Here is a 15,442-nt window from a genome sequence, read left to right as displayed (position 1 = left end):
GAGCAGGCAGCCCCTACTCGGCAACCCACGAATCTGTGCGAGTGAGGCCCCGGCCCGCAACCACCCAGCAACCCCGAGCGGTCACTTCATACCGTCTAGTCGGACAAGCAATGGGCATCCTCATGGAGCGCTTCGACCTCGACGGCGATCGCGCCTTCACAATCCTCAAGCGCTACTCCCAAGACAACAACCGCAAACTGCGCGACGTCGCCCAACAACTCATCGACACCCGCAAGCTGCCCGCTAACCAGAACAGCTCTACCAATCGCCTGCTGGCACCAGAGCCAGTCGTTTGACATGTTCAGTGAAGAAACCCGTCCCACTTCAACTCGAACCGCGAACCACCGACATGCCTTTTGGATCGGGCAACTGCTCCACCGGCTTCGCGAGCTCCCGCCCGACCGACCCGCCAGATCCGGCGCCAAGACCGTCATCAGGCCAGCGTCGCCGCCCAGCACCCTGCACCCACCCCGGGCGTTCAGTCCGGACTCAACCCGGTTACGCCCAACCGCCGGACGCATTCCGGCCCAAGTGCCGAACCAGCGACGCGACCGTGCCCCGGCGGACGTCTCACCGGTGAGCGCATCCCGCTGCGCGGACCCGTCCGCGATGTCGTCCAGATCGGCGGGGGTGTGGGCTTCTCAGCGGTAGCCGGTAGGAGTCGCGTTCGGGGGCGGCGCCCGACCTGGGACGCCAGTTGATGCTTGAACCGAGGTCAGGCGAGGTCAGCGCGCCAGCTGCGTAGCCGGTTCATAGCTCACCCGAAGAAAGCTGAAAATCTGTGCTGACGGGATTAGACATTCGGAGCTGCCGTGTGTAAGGTTCCTCGTGTTGACAGAGAAGAACAGCGAAGCTGAGGTGGACAGCTAACGTTCTGTCCAAGAGTGTGATTTGAGGTACGTACGACGGCGGACTCCGCCGGGCCGATCGGTGAAGGGGCCCGGGTTTCACGCCAGGATCCGGTCAGAGCCTCTGGAGCCAGCGGTCGAAAAGGGTTCCAGATTTGACGGATGCAAGCCGCAGTTGCAGTAGCTGTTCGTAGTCGCAGTACCAGCAAGTAGTTGTCGAGAGAGAAGGGAAGGATTACACCGTCGGATCGCCCGCCAGTGTCAGCATTTGCCGGGCGGGTGCCGTAGTTCCATCAGATGGGAAGGTGGTCTTCGGTTACGCATTCAGCGATCCTCGCGGCGACGGCCTTCACGTGGCGCGCCGCGGCAGAGCAAGACCGGCCTCACGGCCGGTAGATGGTGACAATCCAACCAACCCCTCTGGGCCCCGGTGCTTTCGGCACCGGGGCCCTTCGACATGGAGGTTCGATGACCCAGACACGCACACGGAGACCCTGTTGAACTCAACACCACCCGCCGGGCCGGCCAGCTTCGACGATGATGACTACCCCGCGTTCACCATGGGCCGGGCCGCGGAGATGCTCGGCACGACACCGGGATTCCTGCGCAGCCTCGACGAGGCGAAACTGATCACCCCACAGCGCTCCGAAGGCGGCCACCGCCGCTACTCCCGCTACCAGCTTCGGCTGGCAGCCCGAGCCCGCGAACTCGTCGACCAGGGCACCGCGCTCGAAGCCGCCTGCCGAATCATCATCTTGGAAGACCAGCTAGCCGAAGCCCTGCGAATCAACGAAGAGCGAGACAAGCAGACCTAGCGCGGAGAGCCCCACATCCGGGAGTTCGGCGGCAACACTGAGATGCGCGGCCGCGCCACCCACTGCCCCCAAGGTCTAGCTGTAGCCGCTCACGCCGCCCAGCTCACCGCCCGGAACTTGATCGACGCCGAACCGTTGCGCACCTGGCAGTCCCCAAACACTCCGCTTGACGGGTTCGTGAAGATAGCCGTCCCACTTCACCTCAGAGCGCGATCCGCCCGGCCGAGCAATCGGCGAGGGGATCTGGTCTACCGACTTGGCCAGCGCGACGTCGACCGGGCCGGCCAGATCGGCCGGGACTCGCACCTCGCTCGGTTCAATCCCTCGCCTGGCCGGAGTCATCACCACTCCTGTTCCATGATCGGCGGAATGGCGGCCACACGATGACTTTCACCCGTCGAACCTGGAGGCGAGGGTCACGGTGCGGGCAGAACCGGTGATGCTCCGAGACGTTCGCCCCGTCGCGTTTCCCGCACCGCCAGACCCTGGCCATGCAACCAGCATGCGCCCAGATCTCAGCTCATGTCGCCGTACGGCGATCGATTCGGCGGCGCCACGCTGGTGCCTTCGGCCGGCGCCTTGGACCGGAGTCACGAGCCAGGCAGACACTGTGGGCTAGCGCAGAGCCCGGATCGCCGCGGCCCTGCTGCAAGCGCACGCCCGCGACGCAAGGTCTCGGTGGGTCGGCACTGCTACGTCGTGGTGTCGAGGGGTCGCAGGTTCACCGCGGCGAACCACGCTTCGACGGACTCCGGTCGACGCGGGTCCGGTACGTACACGACGCGCGCCTGCCAGTCTCCCGACGGGAAACGGCGCCATTCAAGGATCAAGCCAGGCCACGGGCCCTCTGCGCGAGTTGTTCGCAGAACCCAGCAGCGCCGGCGCTGGCCCTCGGGGGCGGCTTCCGCGGGTAGCGCCTATTGGTCCCCATGCCATCAAACTAGAACACCTTTTCGAATGACATGCAGGCCCCTGGGCCAGGTGCGCCGCTGCGCGTCTGGTGGCCTGCCCGCTGGCTGTCGGCCGTCGTCGGACCGCGGCCGGCGGGTCACATACTCGTCCCGATCCAGCTGCGTCGCGGATCGTGAGACGGTGCCTGCCCTCGGCGATCTCAGTCGGGCTCCTGTTCAACCGGTCCCACAGAGGTGTGCTTCTGGAGCGAACGACGCCGCCTCGAGAGGACTCAGACCTGACCAGCGGCGGACCGCGAGGCTCGGTCGTCCCGGGGCTGCCGGATCCCGATCTCGCTTCGGCGCGCCGGACCGCCACTAGCCTCGTGGGTCATCGCTGGGGAACAAGCTTCGCGAGGCCGTCGAGGATGAGATTGAGTCCGATCTCGTATTCGTCGGCGTAGTCGTAGCCGGGCTGGAGGACGTGCTCGATGGTCAGTCGGGCCAGGTGCGGGTACTCCTTGGCCGGGAATTGGACCACGAAGGCCTGGGCGAGCTTTGCGGTTTCCTCGGGAGTGCCGAACGCGAGACTGCGTTCCTGCAATGCGAATCCATAGATGTAGCTGTCGAGGGCCGCGAACGCATGTGCGGTCACTGAGAGGGGAAATCCGGCGTCCAGGAGGCATCCGATGACGGCGTCGTGGTGTCTGAGTGTGGCGGGCCCGGGGGTTCGGCGTGACTCCATCAGTCCGATCGCCCAGGGGTGACGCGTCATGGCGGCGCGCATCGACATCGCCCGTCCTCGCATGGCGACCTGCCAGCTGCGTTCATGGGCGGGCATTTCGATTTCGCTGAACACCTCGTCGATCATGCCGTCGAGCAGGTCGTCCTTGTTGGACACGTGGTTGTACAGCGACATCGTTCCGCCGCCGAGTTCTTGGCTGAGCTTTCGCATGCTGAGTGATTCGATCCCGCGCCTGTCAGCGAGGTCGATTGCGGCGCGCAGCAACTGCGTCCTGGTCCACGGGGCCCGCGCTTCGGTGCTGGACTCCTGCTGCTCGGCCATACGGCTCTCCTTCGCGACGTTTGCATGATGTGGATCCCTGGACACACGTACACCGTACGTGTAACGTACACCGTACGCGTACATCGTACGTAGTGACTGGACGAGTGGCAATCGGCTCTCGCACCCAGCACTTTCCTGGGAGGGAACCACCATGACCAGTCGCATCCAGAACCCGCACCTCCAACGTCCGCACTCGGCGCCGCCGGACCCGGCCCTGCCGGCTCAGTGGTCGATCCGTCGGGCGAGCCTGACCGCAGGTGTCGCACTGCTGCTCATGTCTGTCGTCGCCATCTTCGGCAACATCGTGGTCATCGACGGACTGGTGACGGAGGGGGACGCGGGACAAACGACCGCCGACATCCTTGCCAACCAGGGCCTATTCCGGCTCGGAATCACCAGCCTCATCGTCGTGATCCTCCTCGATGTCGTGGTGGCCTGGGCCCTCTACCGCGTCTTCAGTCCCGTGAACGCGAGCCTGTCGATGCTCGCGGCCGCGATGCGGCTCGTGTATTCAGGAGTCTTCATGGTCGCGATCGGCCAGCTCCTCGGCGTGATCCGCCTGCTCGGAGACGACGGCAGCCGTGCGGCGCTCGGTGCCGACCAGGTACAAACCCAAGCCATGATGGGCGTTGCTGCCTTCAAGGACATCTGGTACCTAGGCCAGTTCCTCTTTGGTGCCCACCTGCTTCTCATCGGCTTCCTGGCCTACCGATCTGGCTACATCCCCAGGCTGTTGGGCGTCCTTCTCGTGATCGCCGGTCTCGGCTACGCAACTGACAGCCTCGGAGCCGTGCTGTCCCAGAGCCCCTGGGCCGACATCAGCGCATTCACATTCCTCGGCGAATTCCTGCTGGCACTCTGGCTCGTCATCCGAGCCCGCCGAATCGCAGCCACAGCCGCAGCACTCGAGGCCACACCACACGCCCGAACCCTGGATGACCTCAAAGCCTGAGCCAACGCGGTCAGATCCCACAAGCGGCCCCGACCTGTGCGCCGGGGCCCGCTTTATCACGCCAACTCCTGCAGTCAACGGGCGACGCAGGCGCTCCACAACCGAACGCCGCCGTTCTGCGGCTACAGCAAAACTTCTGCAGGTAGGTCAGTCTCGAGTGCGGCTGTGGAAATTGTCGGGGTCGGCTGGGATCGTGGTGTGGCATGGAGCTGACTGCCCGGGATTTCGAGCGGATACCGCAGGGGAACCTGCGGATACCGGTGCGTGAGTTCGCGCGGCTCTGGCTGACGGCCGAGCATTGGTTGGTCTCATCGAAGGCCTGCCCGGGCCGGCTGGGACGTGGCTAATCAGCGGCAGCCGCGCGGTCCAGCGCCTGATGGAACGCCCGGGGGTGGACCGGGGACTGCGCCGCGGCTTGGTCGGGTGACAGTGCCCCGCTGATAACCGCGAGAACGAGTTGGGCTACCGCCCCGAGCCGGTCGGTGAATGACTCGACGAACGATCGATCGATGACGTCACCGTGGCCTGGAACGATCGGGCCATCGACTAGGCCGATGACCCGCTGCATGGTCTGCGGCCACTCCATTGGGTAGCTGTCGCGGTACCCTGGCGGCCCGTTCTCCTTCACCAGATCGCCCACGAACGCGACCGAACAATCGGGAATCTCGACGATCAGGTCGCCACCGGTATGGCCCCTGCCCAGGTGGTGAAGGCGGACATCTCGACCACCGACCGACACCACTTCCTCCGTGTCAACCAGGCGAGTGGGTGGCGTTATCCGCACCGCGCCAAGTGCTGCCGCCATGGCCTTGAACGGATCGGTCGTCATCAATCGTTGTCTCATCACCTCGGCCGTCGCCGCCATGAAACCGGGGCACGAGCGATGGCCCCAGATAGGCACATCGTCGAACACGGCGTTGCCGAAGACATGATCCCAATGACCGTGGGTGTTGACCACGCCGACAATCGGCTTGTTCGAGAGGTGGCGGATGTCGGCGACCAATTCCTCGGCGTGTATCTCGGTAGCCCGGGTATCGACCACGAGCAAACCAGCGTCACTACCGATGAGTCCTACGTTCTCGTCGCCGTAGTCATACCGGCGAAACCAGACCTGATCCGCGACCTCGTACCAGCCCTTGACGTCCATCGGGTGAATCATAACGACCAGCAGCACAGGCCACTCTCTGAAGAGTTCAGTGAAGGTAGCCGTCCCACTTCACCTCGTAGCGCGAGCCGCCCGGCAAAGCGTGCGGTGCGGGGATCTGGTCGACCGACTTGGCCAGTGCCAGGTCGACCGGTCCGGCCAGATCGGCCGGAACTCGGATGTCGCTCGGCTCAGTGCGTCGCCTGGCCGAAGTCATTCCCGCTCCCGTCCTCAGGTGGACGGAGCGGCGGCCACACGATGATCGTTACCTGCCGGACCGTGAGCCTGGGGTCGCGGTGCGGGCAGAACCGGTGATGCTCCGAGACGTTCGCCCCGTCGCATTTCCCGCACCGCCAGACCCTGGCCATGAAGCCAGAATGCGGTAAATCTCAGCTCATGTCGCCGTACGGCGACCGATTCGGCGGCGCCAGAGCGATCCCCTCGGCCTTGGCCTTCGACCGGATCGCGTCCTCGGTGCGGCCCAGCTTCATCGTCATGACACCAACCGGTGCGTTCCCCTGTGCCAGGTCCCGCAGTTGTTGCACCTGGTCGTCGGTCCATTCCCGGCCGCTGTTGGCACTGGTGTCCGCCATGGCCTGCTCCTCTCCGAGTGGTTGTTGCCTCAAGCCCCGGTACCCAGCCAGCGCGCACCGAACAACCCGGGTCAGCTGTGCAGATGGCACTGCAGTGGCAGTCTGGGACACATGTGTGGTCGCTACGCGTCAACAGCCCGCCGGACAGACCTGCGCGAACAGTTCCAGGTCGACGACGACCGCGCCGACATGCTGAAGGAACCGGACTACAACGTGGCCCCGACCAAGCTCGCCCCGATCGTGATCGCGCGCCCGCCGGCCGACGGCGCCAAGGACCCCGACGCCGTCCGGCAACTGCGGCTGTTCAAGTGGGGGCTGGTGCCGTTTTGGGCCAAGGACGTCAAGATCGGGAACCGGCTGGTCAACGCCAGGAGCGAGACCGTGCACGACAAGCCTGCGTTCCGGGCCGCGTTCAAGTCGCGGCGGTGCCTGATCCCGGTCGATGCCTTCTACGAGTGGTTCGAGACCGACCAGATCAGCGACAAGACCAAGAAGCCCCTCAAACAGCCCTTCGCGTTACCAGTTAACTGCACTATGTACTCCTCTCCAGGGGTGCCGTTTCCGGGGGAAGGGACTTGGTGTGGCGTTCGATCGGCGTCAGCAGCTGGTGGAGAAGAAATCCGCAGCGGCCAAACTCGTGCCGGCCGGCCGAGTGGAGCTGGGCCTACCGCGCGTCCGGAGCGGCTGATGAATCCTCAGCGGCATTCGCCGGTCACCGCTGAAGACCGCTGGTCCGACAACCGCAGAGGAACGGCCCGATGATGACGCGGGTGGGTTCAGCCGGTTGTCGCCATCGTCGGCGACTCGGCCTCGCGTACCGGTAGTGGTGGCCCGAACCCCTTGACGATCAGCCAGAGCGGCATGAAGACGAATTCCGAGACACCCGATATGTCGTAGACGTTGATCAGGTGATCAACGCGATACCCATCGCAAGCAGCCAGACCGACCATGCGATGTAGAGGACTGGGATCGCCGGCCCGGCGAGGCCCCATCCCCCTTCTTCGTTGGGACCGAGGAACTCCGCCGAGCCGACCGCCAGTCCGGCGCCGATGACGACGCCCGGCCAGCCAAGCCAGGTGGGCAGCGCGGTTCCTTGGATTACGCCGACGCCGAGCAGCGCGGACCAGATGCCGGTGAACAGGTAGCCGAGGTGTTCGCCGACACCGACTCCGAGGTACTGGTGCAGGGCCCGGAAGATTGCGGCATGGACGTCGCGCTGCGCGGGCTCAAGGGTGGGGTCTGCGTAGGCGCGGGCGAGTGCGGGGACGAGGTAGACCCACCGCAGGAGGCCGAGCATCTGGACGAGGCCGGCCAGGACTCCGATGGTCGTGGCCAGTGGCATGATGCCGCCGAAGCCGAGGACCTGTCCCAGCAGCACCGCCCCGGCGATCAGCAGCAGTCCCGACAGCATGAACGTCCACCACAGAAGGATCAGCGACGAGCCACCGGCTCGGAAGCGGTGGAGGATTTCGGCTGTGGGTCGGCGCAGGATGTCGGGGTAGTCGAACCGCTTGCCGAGCAGGGCGAAGTTGGCGTTGAACCAGAGCGGCGCGATGATGAGAACGATGCCCGCGGTGCGAACTACGTTCACGGAGTAGGCCCGGCTGCCGGCCCGCGGACTTCGGGACCCTCCCGGAACAGGACTGCGAGAAGGAGCCAGGTCAGCAGCCCGAAGACCAGCGCTCCGCTTGCACCGAAGATGGGGAACCTCTCATCGATGTTCCTCGTGATCACGTACGAGGTGACGAACCAGCCCAGCGCCCAGGCCGGCGGGTTCGCAACGGCCCACCAAAACGCTCCCGGGACCCGATGTCGTGCGAGCACCAGCGCCTGCATCACACCCACCCCGGCACCGGTCACCGCACCCAACAGCGCGACATCTGCCCGGCCGATCCCGTAGTCGACCAAGGCAGCTCCCGCGACCAGGCCGGCGGCCATCCCCACCATCGTCGCCAAAATCCACAGCCACGAGATCCGCTGCCGCAAAGCGAACCACTCCGCCGTTCCGATAACTGCGCCCACGATGAGGCCCCCAGCGAGCGCTGCACCCACGGAATCGACGCCGTCCACCGCCAGGTCTGCGATGTACCCCCCGATCGGGAAGCTGACCAAAATCGCCACCGGCCACAGCCACATCCGGCGCGCGGTACTCGTCCAGTCGCCTGCCACTTCGTTTTCCACGATCGTGCTCCTTTGTCCGTACTCGACCGGGCGTTCTCGGAGGCGGCCTGCACTCGGTCGGCCCGGCCCTCATGGCCTGGGCTCACCGAGACCGCCGGCCCACTGAACCCACCGGCTTGACACCCTCATCTACATCGCTGGTGCTGTGGCTCATCGACAGTGGCGTCTCACACACCGCTCGTCTGAGTCGGATCCGTCGCGGAGGCAGCGGGTTGCTCTGGGATGGTGATCACGAGCTTTCCCCTGGCGTGGCCGTCGATTAGATGGGAACCACCGCGGCCTGGTCGAAGGTCAGGTTCGCCGGCTTGGCGGCGAGCTTGGCCTCGGCGGCGCGGGTGTACTCCGCGAAGGTGCCCTGGCCGACGCCGAACACCTCGTCGCCGGGCTGGAACCTGGTCACGTTCCTGCCGACCGCCTCCACGACACCGGCGACATCCATACCAAGCACGCGGTTCTTCGGCGCCCGGACGCCGTACCCAGCCAGCCGGATCGGATAGGGCAGCCCAGCCATGAGATGCCACACCCCGCGATCCACGCCGGCCGCGCGGACCCGGACCAGCACCTCGCTGTCGGTGATCGCGGGTGTGTCGATGTCGCGGACCTCGAGAACATCCGCCGAGCCGTACTTGTCCTGAGTGATGGCCAACATTGTGCTTCCCCCTACCGACATGCCGGTTACAACCGACCACGAAAAGTATTTATGTTGTACGTTTACTTTGTAAACTACGCTTGATCGAAGAGTCCGTCCAGATCCGACCTCCAGGAATCACGCCTGGACCGCCAGAGGAGCCCGATGTCGACCGAGACCGGATCGAAGACCGAACGCCGAGTCCCGCTCAACAGGGAGCTGGTACTTCGTGCGGCCGTCGCCCTGGCCGACCGGGACGGGATCGAGTCGCTGACGATGCGGAAACTCGGTCTGGCGCTCGGAGTGAAGGCGATGGCGCTGTACAACCACGTCCGGAACAAGGACGACATCCTCGACGGCATCGTCGATCTCGTCCTCGGCGACATCGACGTTCCGCCGGCCGGAACGCACTGGAAGACCGCCATGCGGCAACGATCGATCTCCGCGCACGAGGTGCTGCTGGAACATCCGTGGGCGGCAATGCTGATCATGTCGCGGTTCAACATCGGGCCAGGCATGACCCGCTACCTCGACGCGACACTGGGGCGGCTGCGCGCCGGAGGCTTCTCGGTCACCGGCGCGCTCGACGCGTGGCACACCCTGGACAGCCACCTCTTCGGATTCACCCTCCAGCAGCTCAATCTGCCGTTCGGCGCGGACGAGGCCCCGCAGATGTCGGCCGACGTGCTCGACGCGATCCCGATCGACGACTACCCGCACGTCATCGAGGTCATCAGCCACGTCATGCAACACGGCCGGGCGGAGGACTTCGAACTCGGTCTCGACCTGATCCTCGACGGCCTGGAAAGAACCCTCGATCAAGGCTGAGGCAGCCTGATTGTTGACGTATGCGGCCGTCAGGCCCACGCCGTCCAGCTGCAGTGAGACGAGCGGGGGACAACCGAGCGAGCGCATCATGGGTCACGTCCTCGGTGAGTCGGTGTATGAGGAATCCCTCGATGGTGTTCAGGCATTCAGGTGCTGAGGGCTGGAGGCCGGGCACCGGATCTGGGCCGGCGCGGGGATCGAGGCTCAATGGGCCCGGGTGAGAAGGCGGGCGCGGAGCCGGTGCAGCTGCGGCATGAGGCCGTAGATGACGATCGGTACGGCGACGGTGGCGAGGACGAACGTGCGCAGGACCGGGCCTAGGCCGCTTAGCCAGTCGCCGAGGACCAGGTTGAGGACGGTAAGCGTCGGGAAGACCGCGACCCAGATCATCAGGGCAAGCTGATGCTTGGTCGGCGGTCTCACGGGTGAGATGCGGTCGCTGGTGGGGTCGATGTTGTTCATCGGTTTCTCCTGGAGGCGTGCGTCGGGACCGTGGCGTGCTCTATGGCGCGCCACGCAGGGATGCCGGGTCGTGGTCTGGGGGTCAGTTACTGGCCCGGGCGATGGCGCGGTGGTGGAGGGCGTCGCGGACGTCTTCGGCGACGAGGTCGGCGTTGATGGCGATGGCGGCGGTGGATCCCTCGCCTGCGGCGGTGATGACCTGGGCGCGAGGATTGGCGACGTTGCCAGCCACCCACACACCCGCGACGCTGGTCAGCCCCGTGCTGTCGGCCGCCGGCCAGCCGTCGTCGTCGAGCTCGCACCCGAGCCGAGCCAGCAAGCCGGAGTTCGGAACGAACCGCGGCGGCACGAACAGCGCGTCTCGTGGCACAGCGCGGCCGTCGGTCATCTCCAGCCCATGAAGGCGGTCGTGCTCGATGACAACACGGCGGACGTCGCCTTCGACGATGCCGATGGCGCGCGCCACCAATTCGGCCCGCTCGATGGCCGTGAGCGAGCCTGTCGGGGTGAAGTAGACGACGTCGTGACTCCACTGCCGCACGATCTGGGCGTAGCGGACCGCATTCGGGGTGCCGCCGATGACTCCGAGCTGCTGGTCACGGACCTCCCACCCGTGGCAGTAGGGGCAGTGCAGGACATCGCGGGCCCACCGGTCGGCCAGACCGTCGATCGCGGGGAGCTCGTCGCGCAGCCCGGTGGCCACGAGCAGCCGGCGCGCCGCGAATCGGCGCCCGTCCACAGTGATGACCCAGAAGCCGTTCGTGCCGTTAGGGATCACGTCGGTCACAACGGCATCGACGAGTTCGCTTCCGTACCGGGCGACCTCGTCGCGGCCGGCGGCGACCAGGTCGGCCGGCGGGACCCCGTCGCGGGACAGGAAGCCGTGCATGTGCCGCGCCGGCTGATTACGTGGTGAGCCGGAGTCCAGCACCACGACCCGGCGTCGGGCTCGCGACAGCACCAGGGCCGCGGAGAGGCCGGCGGCGCTACCGCCGATGACTGCTACCTCGTAGGTGTTCATGTCCGCAACGTTCCGCGCGCGACCGGGCGATTCCAATCGAAGTTGCCGTTTCTGGGAATCAGCGGCTGCAATGAGAGGTGTGGATGACACTGCGGCCCTGATCGCGGCCGCGCTCGATGAAGTCGGGCCGCGGCTTCGGCGGCTGCGGCGCCTGCGCGGGGCGACCCTCACGGCAGTCGCCGAGGCGACCGGCATCTCCAAAAGCACCCTGTCCAGGCTCGAGAGCGGCCAACGCCGTCCCACCCTCGAGCTTCTGCTGCCCCTGGCCCACAGCTACCGCGTGGCGCTCGATGACCTCGTGGGCGCGCCGGACTTCGGCGACCCACGGACGCGGCTCAAGCCCCGACGCGTCAAGGGCCGCACCGTCATCCCGCTGACCCGCCGCCCCGGCGGCATGCAGGCGTGGAAGATCGTCATCCCCACCTCCAAGGTCGACCCCGAGCTACGAACGCACGAGGGGTATGAGTGGCTCTACGTGCTGTCGGGACGCATGCGGCTCATCCTCGGCGACCGCGACATGGTCCTGGGCGCCGGCGAGGTCGCCGACTTCGACACCCAGATCCCACACTGGTTCGGCAGCACCGGCGACGAACCAGCCGAGGTGTTGAGCCTGTATGGCCGTCATGGGGAGAGTTCCCACCTGCGGTCGGCTGTTCATCCTGACCGCCCCACCTAGAGCAGCCTGCGCGCTGCCTCCACCAGCGGCCCACGCCGAGGAAGGGCGCCGTCCTCGTAGTCGCGGCTGGTCAGCACGCGCCGGCACTGGTCGCCTTGCTCCAACATCGGCCACTCGACGATCGGTGGAAGAGCGGCGAGGATCCGATCGAGCGGGCCGCCGGACGACTCCGTTCGCGGAGATCGCTGCGCTTATCGGCGTTTTGCTACACACCCGATGGGCAGCCCCCCTGGCCGACGCGGGCTAAGCAGCCCCAATGCCACCGGAGCCGGGCCCACTGACCAGTCACGCGCGCATTCAGACTTGACTCTCGCGAGGCTTGTCCAGTCGGCCGCCACGCTCACCAGTCAGCTCGGGAACACTGTGGGAACGAAGGGACGTCAATCAGAGGCGTCTGGAGTCAAACTGGTCGAACTCCCGATGGTGCGGTACACCTGAAGGAGAGCATGCTCGTCGGTCGCATCGGTGTCCTGAACCGCGCGTCGCTTTTGAATATCCTCAAATCTGTCCTCGCCGGCTAGCCCAGTACGGACTCCTACAGTCTGCCCTTCTCGACGCGCGGCACTATCCAGTCGTGTAACGGGGCGTGTGAGCTGGCCGATTGCCCCAGCGAGGGCGTCGCACTCCACGATGTCGAATCTCGAGGGGGAGCCGGGGGAGATGGGCGCATGGCTGACTAACAACAAAGACATCATCGGCATCGCCCTCGCATTGCTCGGCCTCGTCGTCACCGCCTACACCGTGCTCATCGCGCGAACTGCGCAACGCAGGGACGCGTTCATGCGGATCCACGAGGTTCTTCTCCAACCTGAAATCCAAGAAGGACGCAGGCTACTGTTCCAGATCCAATCGGACGACGACGTGCCAAAACGTGACTCCACGAGCTATCAGATGATCAACAGGTCCCTGGCGATGTACGACACGCTCGGTCACTACATTCGCCGCGGCGACGTCGACCGCCGCCGCGCGGTGGACGTCTGGCATCACAGCCTCCGGGACATCACCGCGCCAGCCGAGATCTTCATCCACGCTCGCGAGTCAAGCCACCGATCAGGGTGGCATGCCTGGCCGTGGCTGCGCTGGCTCCTGGCGGAAGCATCGTCGTACCGCTCGAAGGAAGGCTGCTGCGTGTCGACCTCGGCGCCCCAGGGCCGCAACGGCGGTGGCAGCACACCCGCGGGTACCGCACGGACGGGCGAACACAACGTGGAGTAAAAACGTGGAGTTGCGTCCATCAGAGTGGTGTACGGCGGGATGGCCGGCCTGGGTGTGGACGTGGGTGCGGTCACCGCGTGATTCTTCGAGGAATCTCTCACAACCCACTCGAAGAGAAGAGCACTGCGATGACCGCACGACCCAGTATCGACCCCGGCGAGTCCCGGCCGTCTAGGCCGGCATCTCGCCCAGGACGCGATCAAGTCCTGCGCCGGGTCCGGAGCATGGAGCCCAGCCGTCCGGAATCGGCTGCCGTGGCGCGACACTGAGCGGTCTCGCCGCACGTCGGCACCGGCCGTCACCCTTCTGCACGCGGAACGCCGACCAGTTTCACCAGGAACCGGTCCACCTGTTCGTCCAGCGGGGGCCAGGGAAGCTCGGGTTCATTGACGCGCAGCGAGACCGCACCGTGTACGGCCGTGCGCAGATCGAGGGACACGATCTCCGCGTCGCCGCGCGTCGCCAGCCCGGCGTCCATGCAGCGACGGATCGCAGTGGTCGTGCGCTTGGCCATTTCTTCCTTGAAGGACATATCCCTGCGCCGGTTGAGCGTGCTCTCATGCAGCACCTTGTACAGCCCCGGGTGCTCTCGGGACCACACGCCGAGCAGCGCCGTTCGCGCGCGCAGCGCGGCCACCGGGTCGGCGGCGCCCGACTCCGCGTCGTCCACCGCGCGAAGCAAGTCCGCATAGCAATGCTCCAGCGCGGCCAGCACCAACGCGTCGCGATCGGCGAAATGGATGTAGATGGACGTCGTGGCGATGCCTACCTCGCGCGCGACCGCTCGCAGCGACAGCGCCTGGTCGTCGGCGAGTTCGTCCAGCAGTCGCAGCGTCGCGTCAACGATCTCGGTCCGCAGCCGCTCGCCCTGGCCACGCGGGTTGCGGCCACGCGGCGCAGTGCTGGCGGTGGCTCGGGCTGGAGTGGTCGCATCCATGATCAACGATTGTATTAGAACGCACATAAGGCTACAGTCGTAGCCCTACAAGCATTCACTTAAGGAGTGTCATCATGACGTTGCCGACCCAGACAGCGGTCAAGGAACTGGACCCGGTGTTCGCGGAAATGGCCGCCGCAAGCTTCCAACTCACCGAGTCCGGAACGCAGCTCACGCCGCGCGAGCTCACGCTGCTGAGTCTGGTTGCCGACGTGTGCGAGCAGGTCCTCGGTATGCCGTTCGAACTGCATGTGCGGGCTGCCCTGGCCAACGGCCTCGATGCCGACGACCTACGCGAGTTGCTCCGTTTCATCTCCTACGACAGCGGTTACCCGGCGGCGCTGGCCGCCCTGGAGCGGCTGGCTGAGGTCGAGCACAAACACGGCCTGCCCGGGCCGACTGGCCAGGGCCACCAACTCAACGCCGACGGCACCGGCAGCCCCATCCCCCCGGCGATGCGCGCTGAGGTGCGTGCCCTCGACCCGGGTTTCGCCGACTACATGGACCTGCAGTCGCGGATGCGCGCCGACATGTCCCGGATCAGTGTCCGCGAGCGGGCCTTCGCGACAATGACGGTGGACGTCCTCTATCAGACCCTCCACGAGAGCTTCCATGCCCACGTCGGCCGCGCATTGAGGGCGGGAGTGACGCCCGACGAGGCCCGCGCCGCCGTCAGCGCCACCGCGCCGTACGGGATGACCCGGACCTGGCGCGCCCTTAACGTCCTCGAAACGCTGATGACCGACCTGGAGGAACTGCAGGGAAAGCAGACAGCCAGGGACGCCTGAATGCCTGTCGCCTGCACCCAGCACACAACTCTTCCAGCGCATCACCGAGCCGCCACGATCAAGGCTCCCGCGCCTGGGCTCCGAGGCAACCGAGTCAGCGACGGCCGTGGCGATGACGCGGTCTTGAAGAGCTCCGTCCACGACCCTACCTCGATGGTTGCCTGAGGCCTCGTATTGACAACTCTGGCGGTCACCAATTGGTCGACGTACACCCGTGTCGGAATACGCCGGAGCGTCGGGTACCCGGTCGAGGACGGCGCTGTCGCTTGGCCGAGGCCGCCGCGAGCTGCCCCCGCCAGCCCGATCCGAACACGTCCTCGTACGTCTCGAACACCAGCCGGGCATTTGGCAATCGCGGCCTTGCCTCGTAGCCCCCGGTCGCCTTGAGGCGATCCATT

19 protein-coding genes are annotated in these 15,442 nt (G+C 66.0%); 8 read left to right on the top strand and 11 right to left on the bottom strand.

What is annotated here, in order from left to right:
• Together E0H73_RS44090 and E0H73_RS44085 are read left to right on the top strand one after the other, a co-directional pair.
• On the top strand, positions 1–296 hold a 296-nt coding region (locus E0H73_RS44090; protein WP_131367069.1), incomplete at its 5' end, for an ANTAR domain-containing protein.
• A 1,049-nt stretch (positions 297–1,345) separates the two neighbouring features.
• Positions 1,346–1,663: a MerR family transcriptional regulator gene (locus E0H73_RS44085; RefSeq protein ID WP_238164667.1), complete on the top strand. Its 318-nt coding sequence runs from the start codon at positions 1,346–1,348 to the stop codon at positions 1,661–1,663.
• A 75-nt stretch (positions 1,664–1,738) separates the two neighbouring features.
• On the opposite strand, the gene E0H73_RS44080 is transcribed toward E0H73_RS44085, so the two are convergent.
• Together E0H73_RS44080 and E0H73_RS44075 are read right to left on the bottom strand one after the other, a co-directional pair.
• Positions 1,739–2,005 (bottom strand): hypothetical protein, encoded by a 267-nt coding sequence (locus E0H73_RS44080; protein ID WP_131367067.1) that lies wholly within the window; start codon positions 2,003–2,005, stop codon positions 1,739–1,741.
• 939 nt (positions 2,006–2,944) lie between these two features.
• Positions 2,945–3,619, bottom strand: a complete 675-nt coding sequence (locus E0H73_RS44075) for a TetR/AcrR family transcriptional regulator (RefSeq protein ID WP_131367066.1) — start codon at positions 3,617–3,619, stop codon at positions 2,945–2,947.
• Between the two features lie 151 nt (positions 3,620–3,770).
• Here E0H73_RS44075 and E0H73_RS44070 point away from each other — a divergent pair, with 151 nt between their 5' ends.
• Positions 3,771–4,571 (top strand): DUF4386 domain-containing protein, encoded by an 801-nt coding sequence (locus E0H73_RS44070; protein ID WP_131367064.1) that lies wholly within the window; start codon positions 3,771–3,773, stop codon positions 4,569–4,571.
• Between the two features lie 343 nt (positions 4,572–4,914).
• Here the strand turns inward: E0H73_RS44070 and E0H73_RS44065 are convergent, their stop codons facing one another.
• From E0H73_RS44065 to E0H73_RS44060, 3 genes are all read right to left on the bottom strand, one after another.
• On the bottom strand, positions 4,915–5,718 hold the full coding sequence (locus tag E0H73_RS44065; protein ID WP_165556151.1) for an MBL fold metallo-hydrolase: 804 nt from the start codon (positions 5,716–5,718) through the stop codon (positions 4,915–4,917).
• A 46-nt stretch (positions 5,719–5,764) separates the two neighbouring features.
• Positions 5,765–5,932, bottom strand: a complete 168-nt coding sequence (locus E0H73_RS46375) for a hypothetical protein (protein WP_165556150.1) — start codon at positions 5,930–5,932, stop codon at positions 5,765–5,767.
• 172 nt (positions 5,933–6,104) lie between these two features.
• Positions 6,105–6,308: a hypothetical protein gene (locus tag E0H73_RS44060; protein WP_131367060.1), complete on the bottom strand. Its 204-nt coding sequence runs from the start codon at positions 6,306–6,308 to the stop codon at positions 6,105–6,107.
• Positions 6,309–6,419: 111 nt separating this feature from the next.
• Between E0H73_RS44060 and E0H73_RS44055 the strand changes: the two genes are divergently transcribed.
• Positions 6,420–7,070 (top strand): SOS response-associated peptidase, encoded by a 651-nt coding sequence (locus E0H73_RS44055; RefSeq protein ID WP_131367058.1) that lies wholly within the window; start codon positions 6,420–6,422, stop codon positions 7,068–7,070.
• A 142-nt stretch (positions 7,071–7,212) separates the two neighbouring features.
• On the opposite strand, the gene E0H73_RS44050 is transcribed toward E0H73_RS44055, so the two are convergent.
• The 3 genes from E0H73_RS44050 to E0H73_RS44040 all read right to left on the bottom strand — a co-directional run bounded on the left by E0H73_RS44050 (position 7,213) and on the right by E0H73_RS44040 (position 9,138).
• The gene (locus E0H73_RS44050; RefSeq protein ID WP_131367056.1) at positions 7,213–7,899 is read right to left on the bottom strand and encodes a DUF4386 domain-containing protein; all 687 of its coding nucleotides are present in this window, start codon (positions 7,897–7,899) and stop codon (positions 7,213–7,215) included.
• A complete protein-coding gene (locus E0H73_RS44045) occupies positions 7,896–8,489 on the bottom strand; it encodes a hypothetical protein (RefSeq protein WP_131367055.1) in 594 nt (197 codons plus the stop codon). Before E0H73_RS44045 ends, E0H73_RS44050 begins: the two co-directional genes overlap by 4 nt.
• 259 nt (positions 8,490–8,748) lie before the next feature.
• Entirely contained in the window at positions 8,749–9,138 is a 390-nt protein-coding gene (locus E0H73_RS44040; protein ID WP_131367053.1) for an alcohol dehydrogenase catalytic domain-containing protein, read from the bottom strand.
• 144 nt (positions 9,139–9,282) lie between these two features.
• Here E0H73_RS44040 and E0H73_RS44035 point away from each other — a divergent pair, with 144 nt between their 5' ends.
• Entirely contained in the window at positions 9,283–9,945 is a 663-nt protein-coding gene (locus E0H73_RS44035; RefSeq protein WP_131367051.1) for a TetR/AcrR family transcriptional regulator, read from the top strand.
• 204 nt (positions 9,946–10,149) lie between these two features.
• On the opposite strand, the gene E0H73_RS44030 is transcribed toward E0H73_RS44035, so the two are convergent.
• A complete protein-coding gene (locus E0H73_RS44030; protein ID WP_131367049.1) occupies positions 10,150–10,407 on the bottom strand; it encodes a putative antibiotic biosynthesis monooxygenase in 258 nt (85 codons plus the stop codon).
• A gap of 82 nt (positions 10,408–10,489) precedes the next feature.
• Positions 10,490–11,428 (bottom strand): NAD(P)/FAD-dependent oxidoreductase, encoded by a 939-nt coding sequence (locus E0H73_RS44025; RefSeq protein ID WP_131367047.1) that lies wholly within the window; start codon positions 11,426–11,428, stop codon positions 10,490–10,492.
• A gap of 70 nt (positions 11,429–11,498) precedes the next feature.
• Here E0H73_RS44025 and E0H73_RS44020 point away from each other — a divergent pair, with 70 nt between their 5' ends.
• A complete protein-coding gene (locus E0H73_RS44020; protein WP_131367073.1) occupies positions 11,499–12,104 on the top strand; it encodes a helix-turn-helix domain-containing protein in 606 nt (201 codons plus the stop codon).
• A 630-nt stretch (positions 12,105–12,734) separates the two neighbouring features.
• On the top strand, positions 12,735–13,319 hold the full coding sequence (locus tag E0H73_RS44015; protein ID WP_131367045.1) for a DUF4760 domain-containing protein: 585 nt from the start codon (positions 12,735–12,737) through the stop codon (positions 13,317–13,319).
• 298 nt (positions 13,320–13,617) lie between these two features.
• Here the strand turns inward: E0H73_RS44015 and E0H73_RS44010 are convergent, their stop codons facing one another.
• A complete protein-coding gene (locus tag E0H73_RS44010; RefSeq protein ID WP_131367043.1) occupies positions 13,618–14,256 on the bottom strand; it encodes a TetR/AcrR family transcriptional regulator in 639 nt (212 codons plus the stop codon).
• Positions 14,257–14,330: 74 nt separating this feature from the next.
• Between E0H73_RS44010 and E0H73_RS44005 the strand changes: the two genes are divergently transcribed.
• Positions 14,331–15,044 carry a carboxymuconolactone decarboxylase family protein gene (locus E0H73_RS44005; protein ID WP_131367041.1) on the top strand — a complete coding sequence of 238 codons (714 nt, stop codon included), beginning with the start codon at positions 14,331–14,333 and terminating at the stop codon, positions 15,042–15,044.
• Positions 15,045–15,442: the final 398 nt, after the last annotated feature.

This window comes from Kribbella pittospori (assembly GCF_004331465.1).
Lineage (GTDB): Bacteria > Actinomycetota > Actinomycetes > Propionibacteriales > Kribbellaceae > Kribbella > Kribbella pittospori.
Note: the sequence above shows the minus strand (reverse complement) of the source record. Positions and strands in the feature narration are given on the sequence as shown.

Coding starts and splice junctions, on each gene's coding strand:
- E0H73_RS44080 (WP_131367067.1), bottom strand. CDS start 2,005: ATGACTCCGGCCAGGCGAGGGATTGAACCGAGCGAGGTGCGAGTCCCG.
- E0H73_RS44075 (WP_131367066.1), bottom strand. CDS start 3,619: ATGGCCGAGCAGCAGGAGTCCAGCACCGAAGCGCGGGCCCCGTGGACC.
- E0H73_RS44070 (WP_131367064.1), top strand. CDS start 3,771: ATGACCAGTCGCATCCAGAACCCGCACCTCCAACGTCCGCACTCGGCG.
- E0H73_RS44065 (WP_165556151.1), bottom strand. CDS start 5,718: ATGGACGTCAAGGGCTGGTACGAGGTCGCGGATCAGGTCTGGTTTCGC.
- E0H73_RS46375 (WP_165556150.1), bottom strand. CDS start 5,932: ATGACTTCGGCCAGGCGACGCACTGAGCCGAGCGACATCCGAGTTCCG.
- E0H73_RS44060 (WP_131367060.1), bottom strand. CDS start 6,308: ATGGCGGACACCAGTGCCAACAGCGGCCGGGAATGGACCGACGACCAG.
- E0H73_RS44055 (WP_131367058.1), top strand. CDS start 6,420: ATGTGTGGTCGCTACGCGTCAACAGCCCGCCGGACAGACCTGCGCGAA.
- E0H73_RS44040 (WP_131367053.1), bottom strand. CDS start 9,138: ATGTTGGCCATCACTCAGGACAAGTACGGCTCGGCGGATGTTCTCGAG.
- E0H73_RS44035 (WP_131367051.1), top strand. CDS start 9,283: ATGTCGACCGAGACCGGATCGAAGACCGAACGCCGAGTCCCGCTCAAC.
- E0H73_RS44030 (WP_131367049.1), bottom strand. CDS start 10,407: ATGAACAACATCGACCCCACCAGCGACCGCATCTCACCCGTGAGACCG.
- E0H73_RS44025 (WP_131367047.1), bottom strand. CDS start 11,428: ATGAACACCTACGAGGTAGCAGTCATCGGCGGTAGCGCCGCCGGCCTC.
- E0H73_RS44020 (WP_131367073.1), top strand. CDS start 11,499: ATGAGAGGTGTGGATGACACTGCGGCCCTGATCGCGGCCGCGCTCGAT.
- E0H73_RS44015 (WP_131367045.1), top strand. CDS start 12,735: ATGTCGAATCTCGAGGGGGAGCCGGGGGAGATGGGCGCATGGCTGACT.
- E0H73_RS44010 (WP_131367043.1), bottom strand. CDS start 14,256: ATGGATGCGACCACTCCAGCCCGAGCCACCGCCAGCACTGCGCCGCGT.
- E0H73_RS44005 (WP_131367041.1), top strand. CDS start 14,331: ATGACGTTGCCGACCCAGACAGCGGTCAAGGAACTGGACCCGGTGTTC.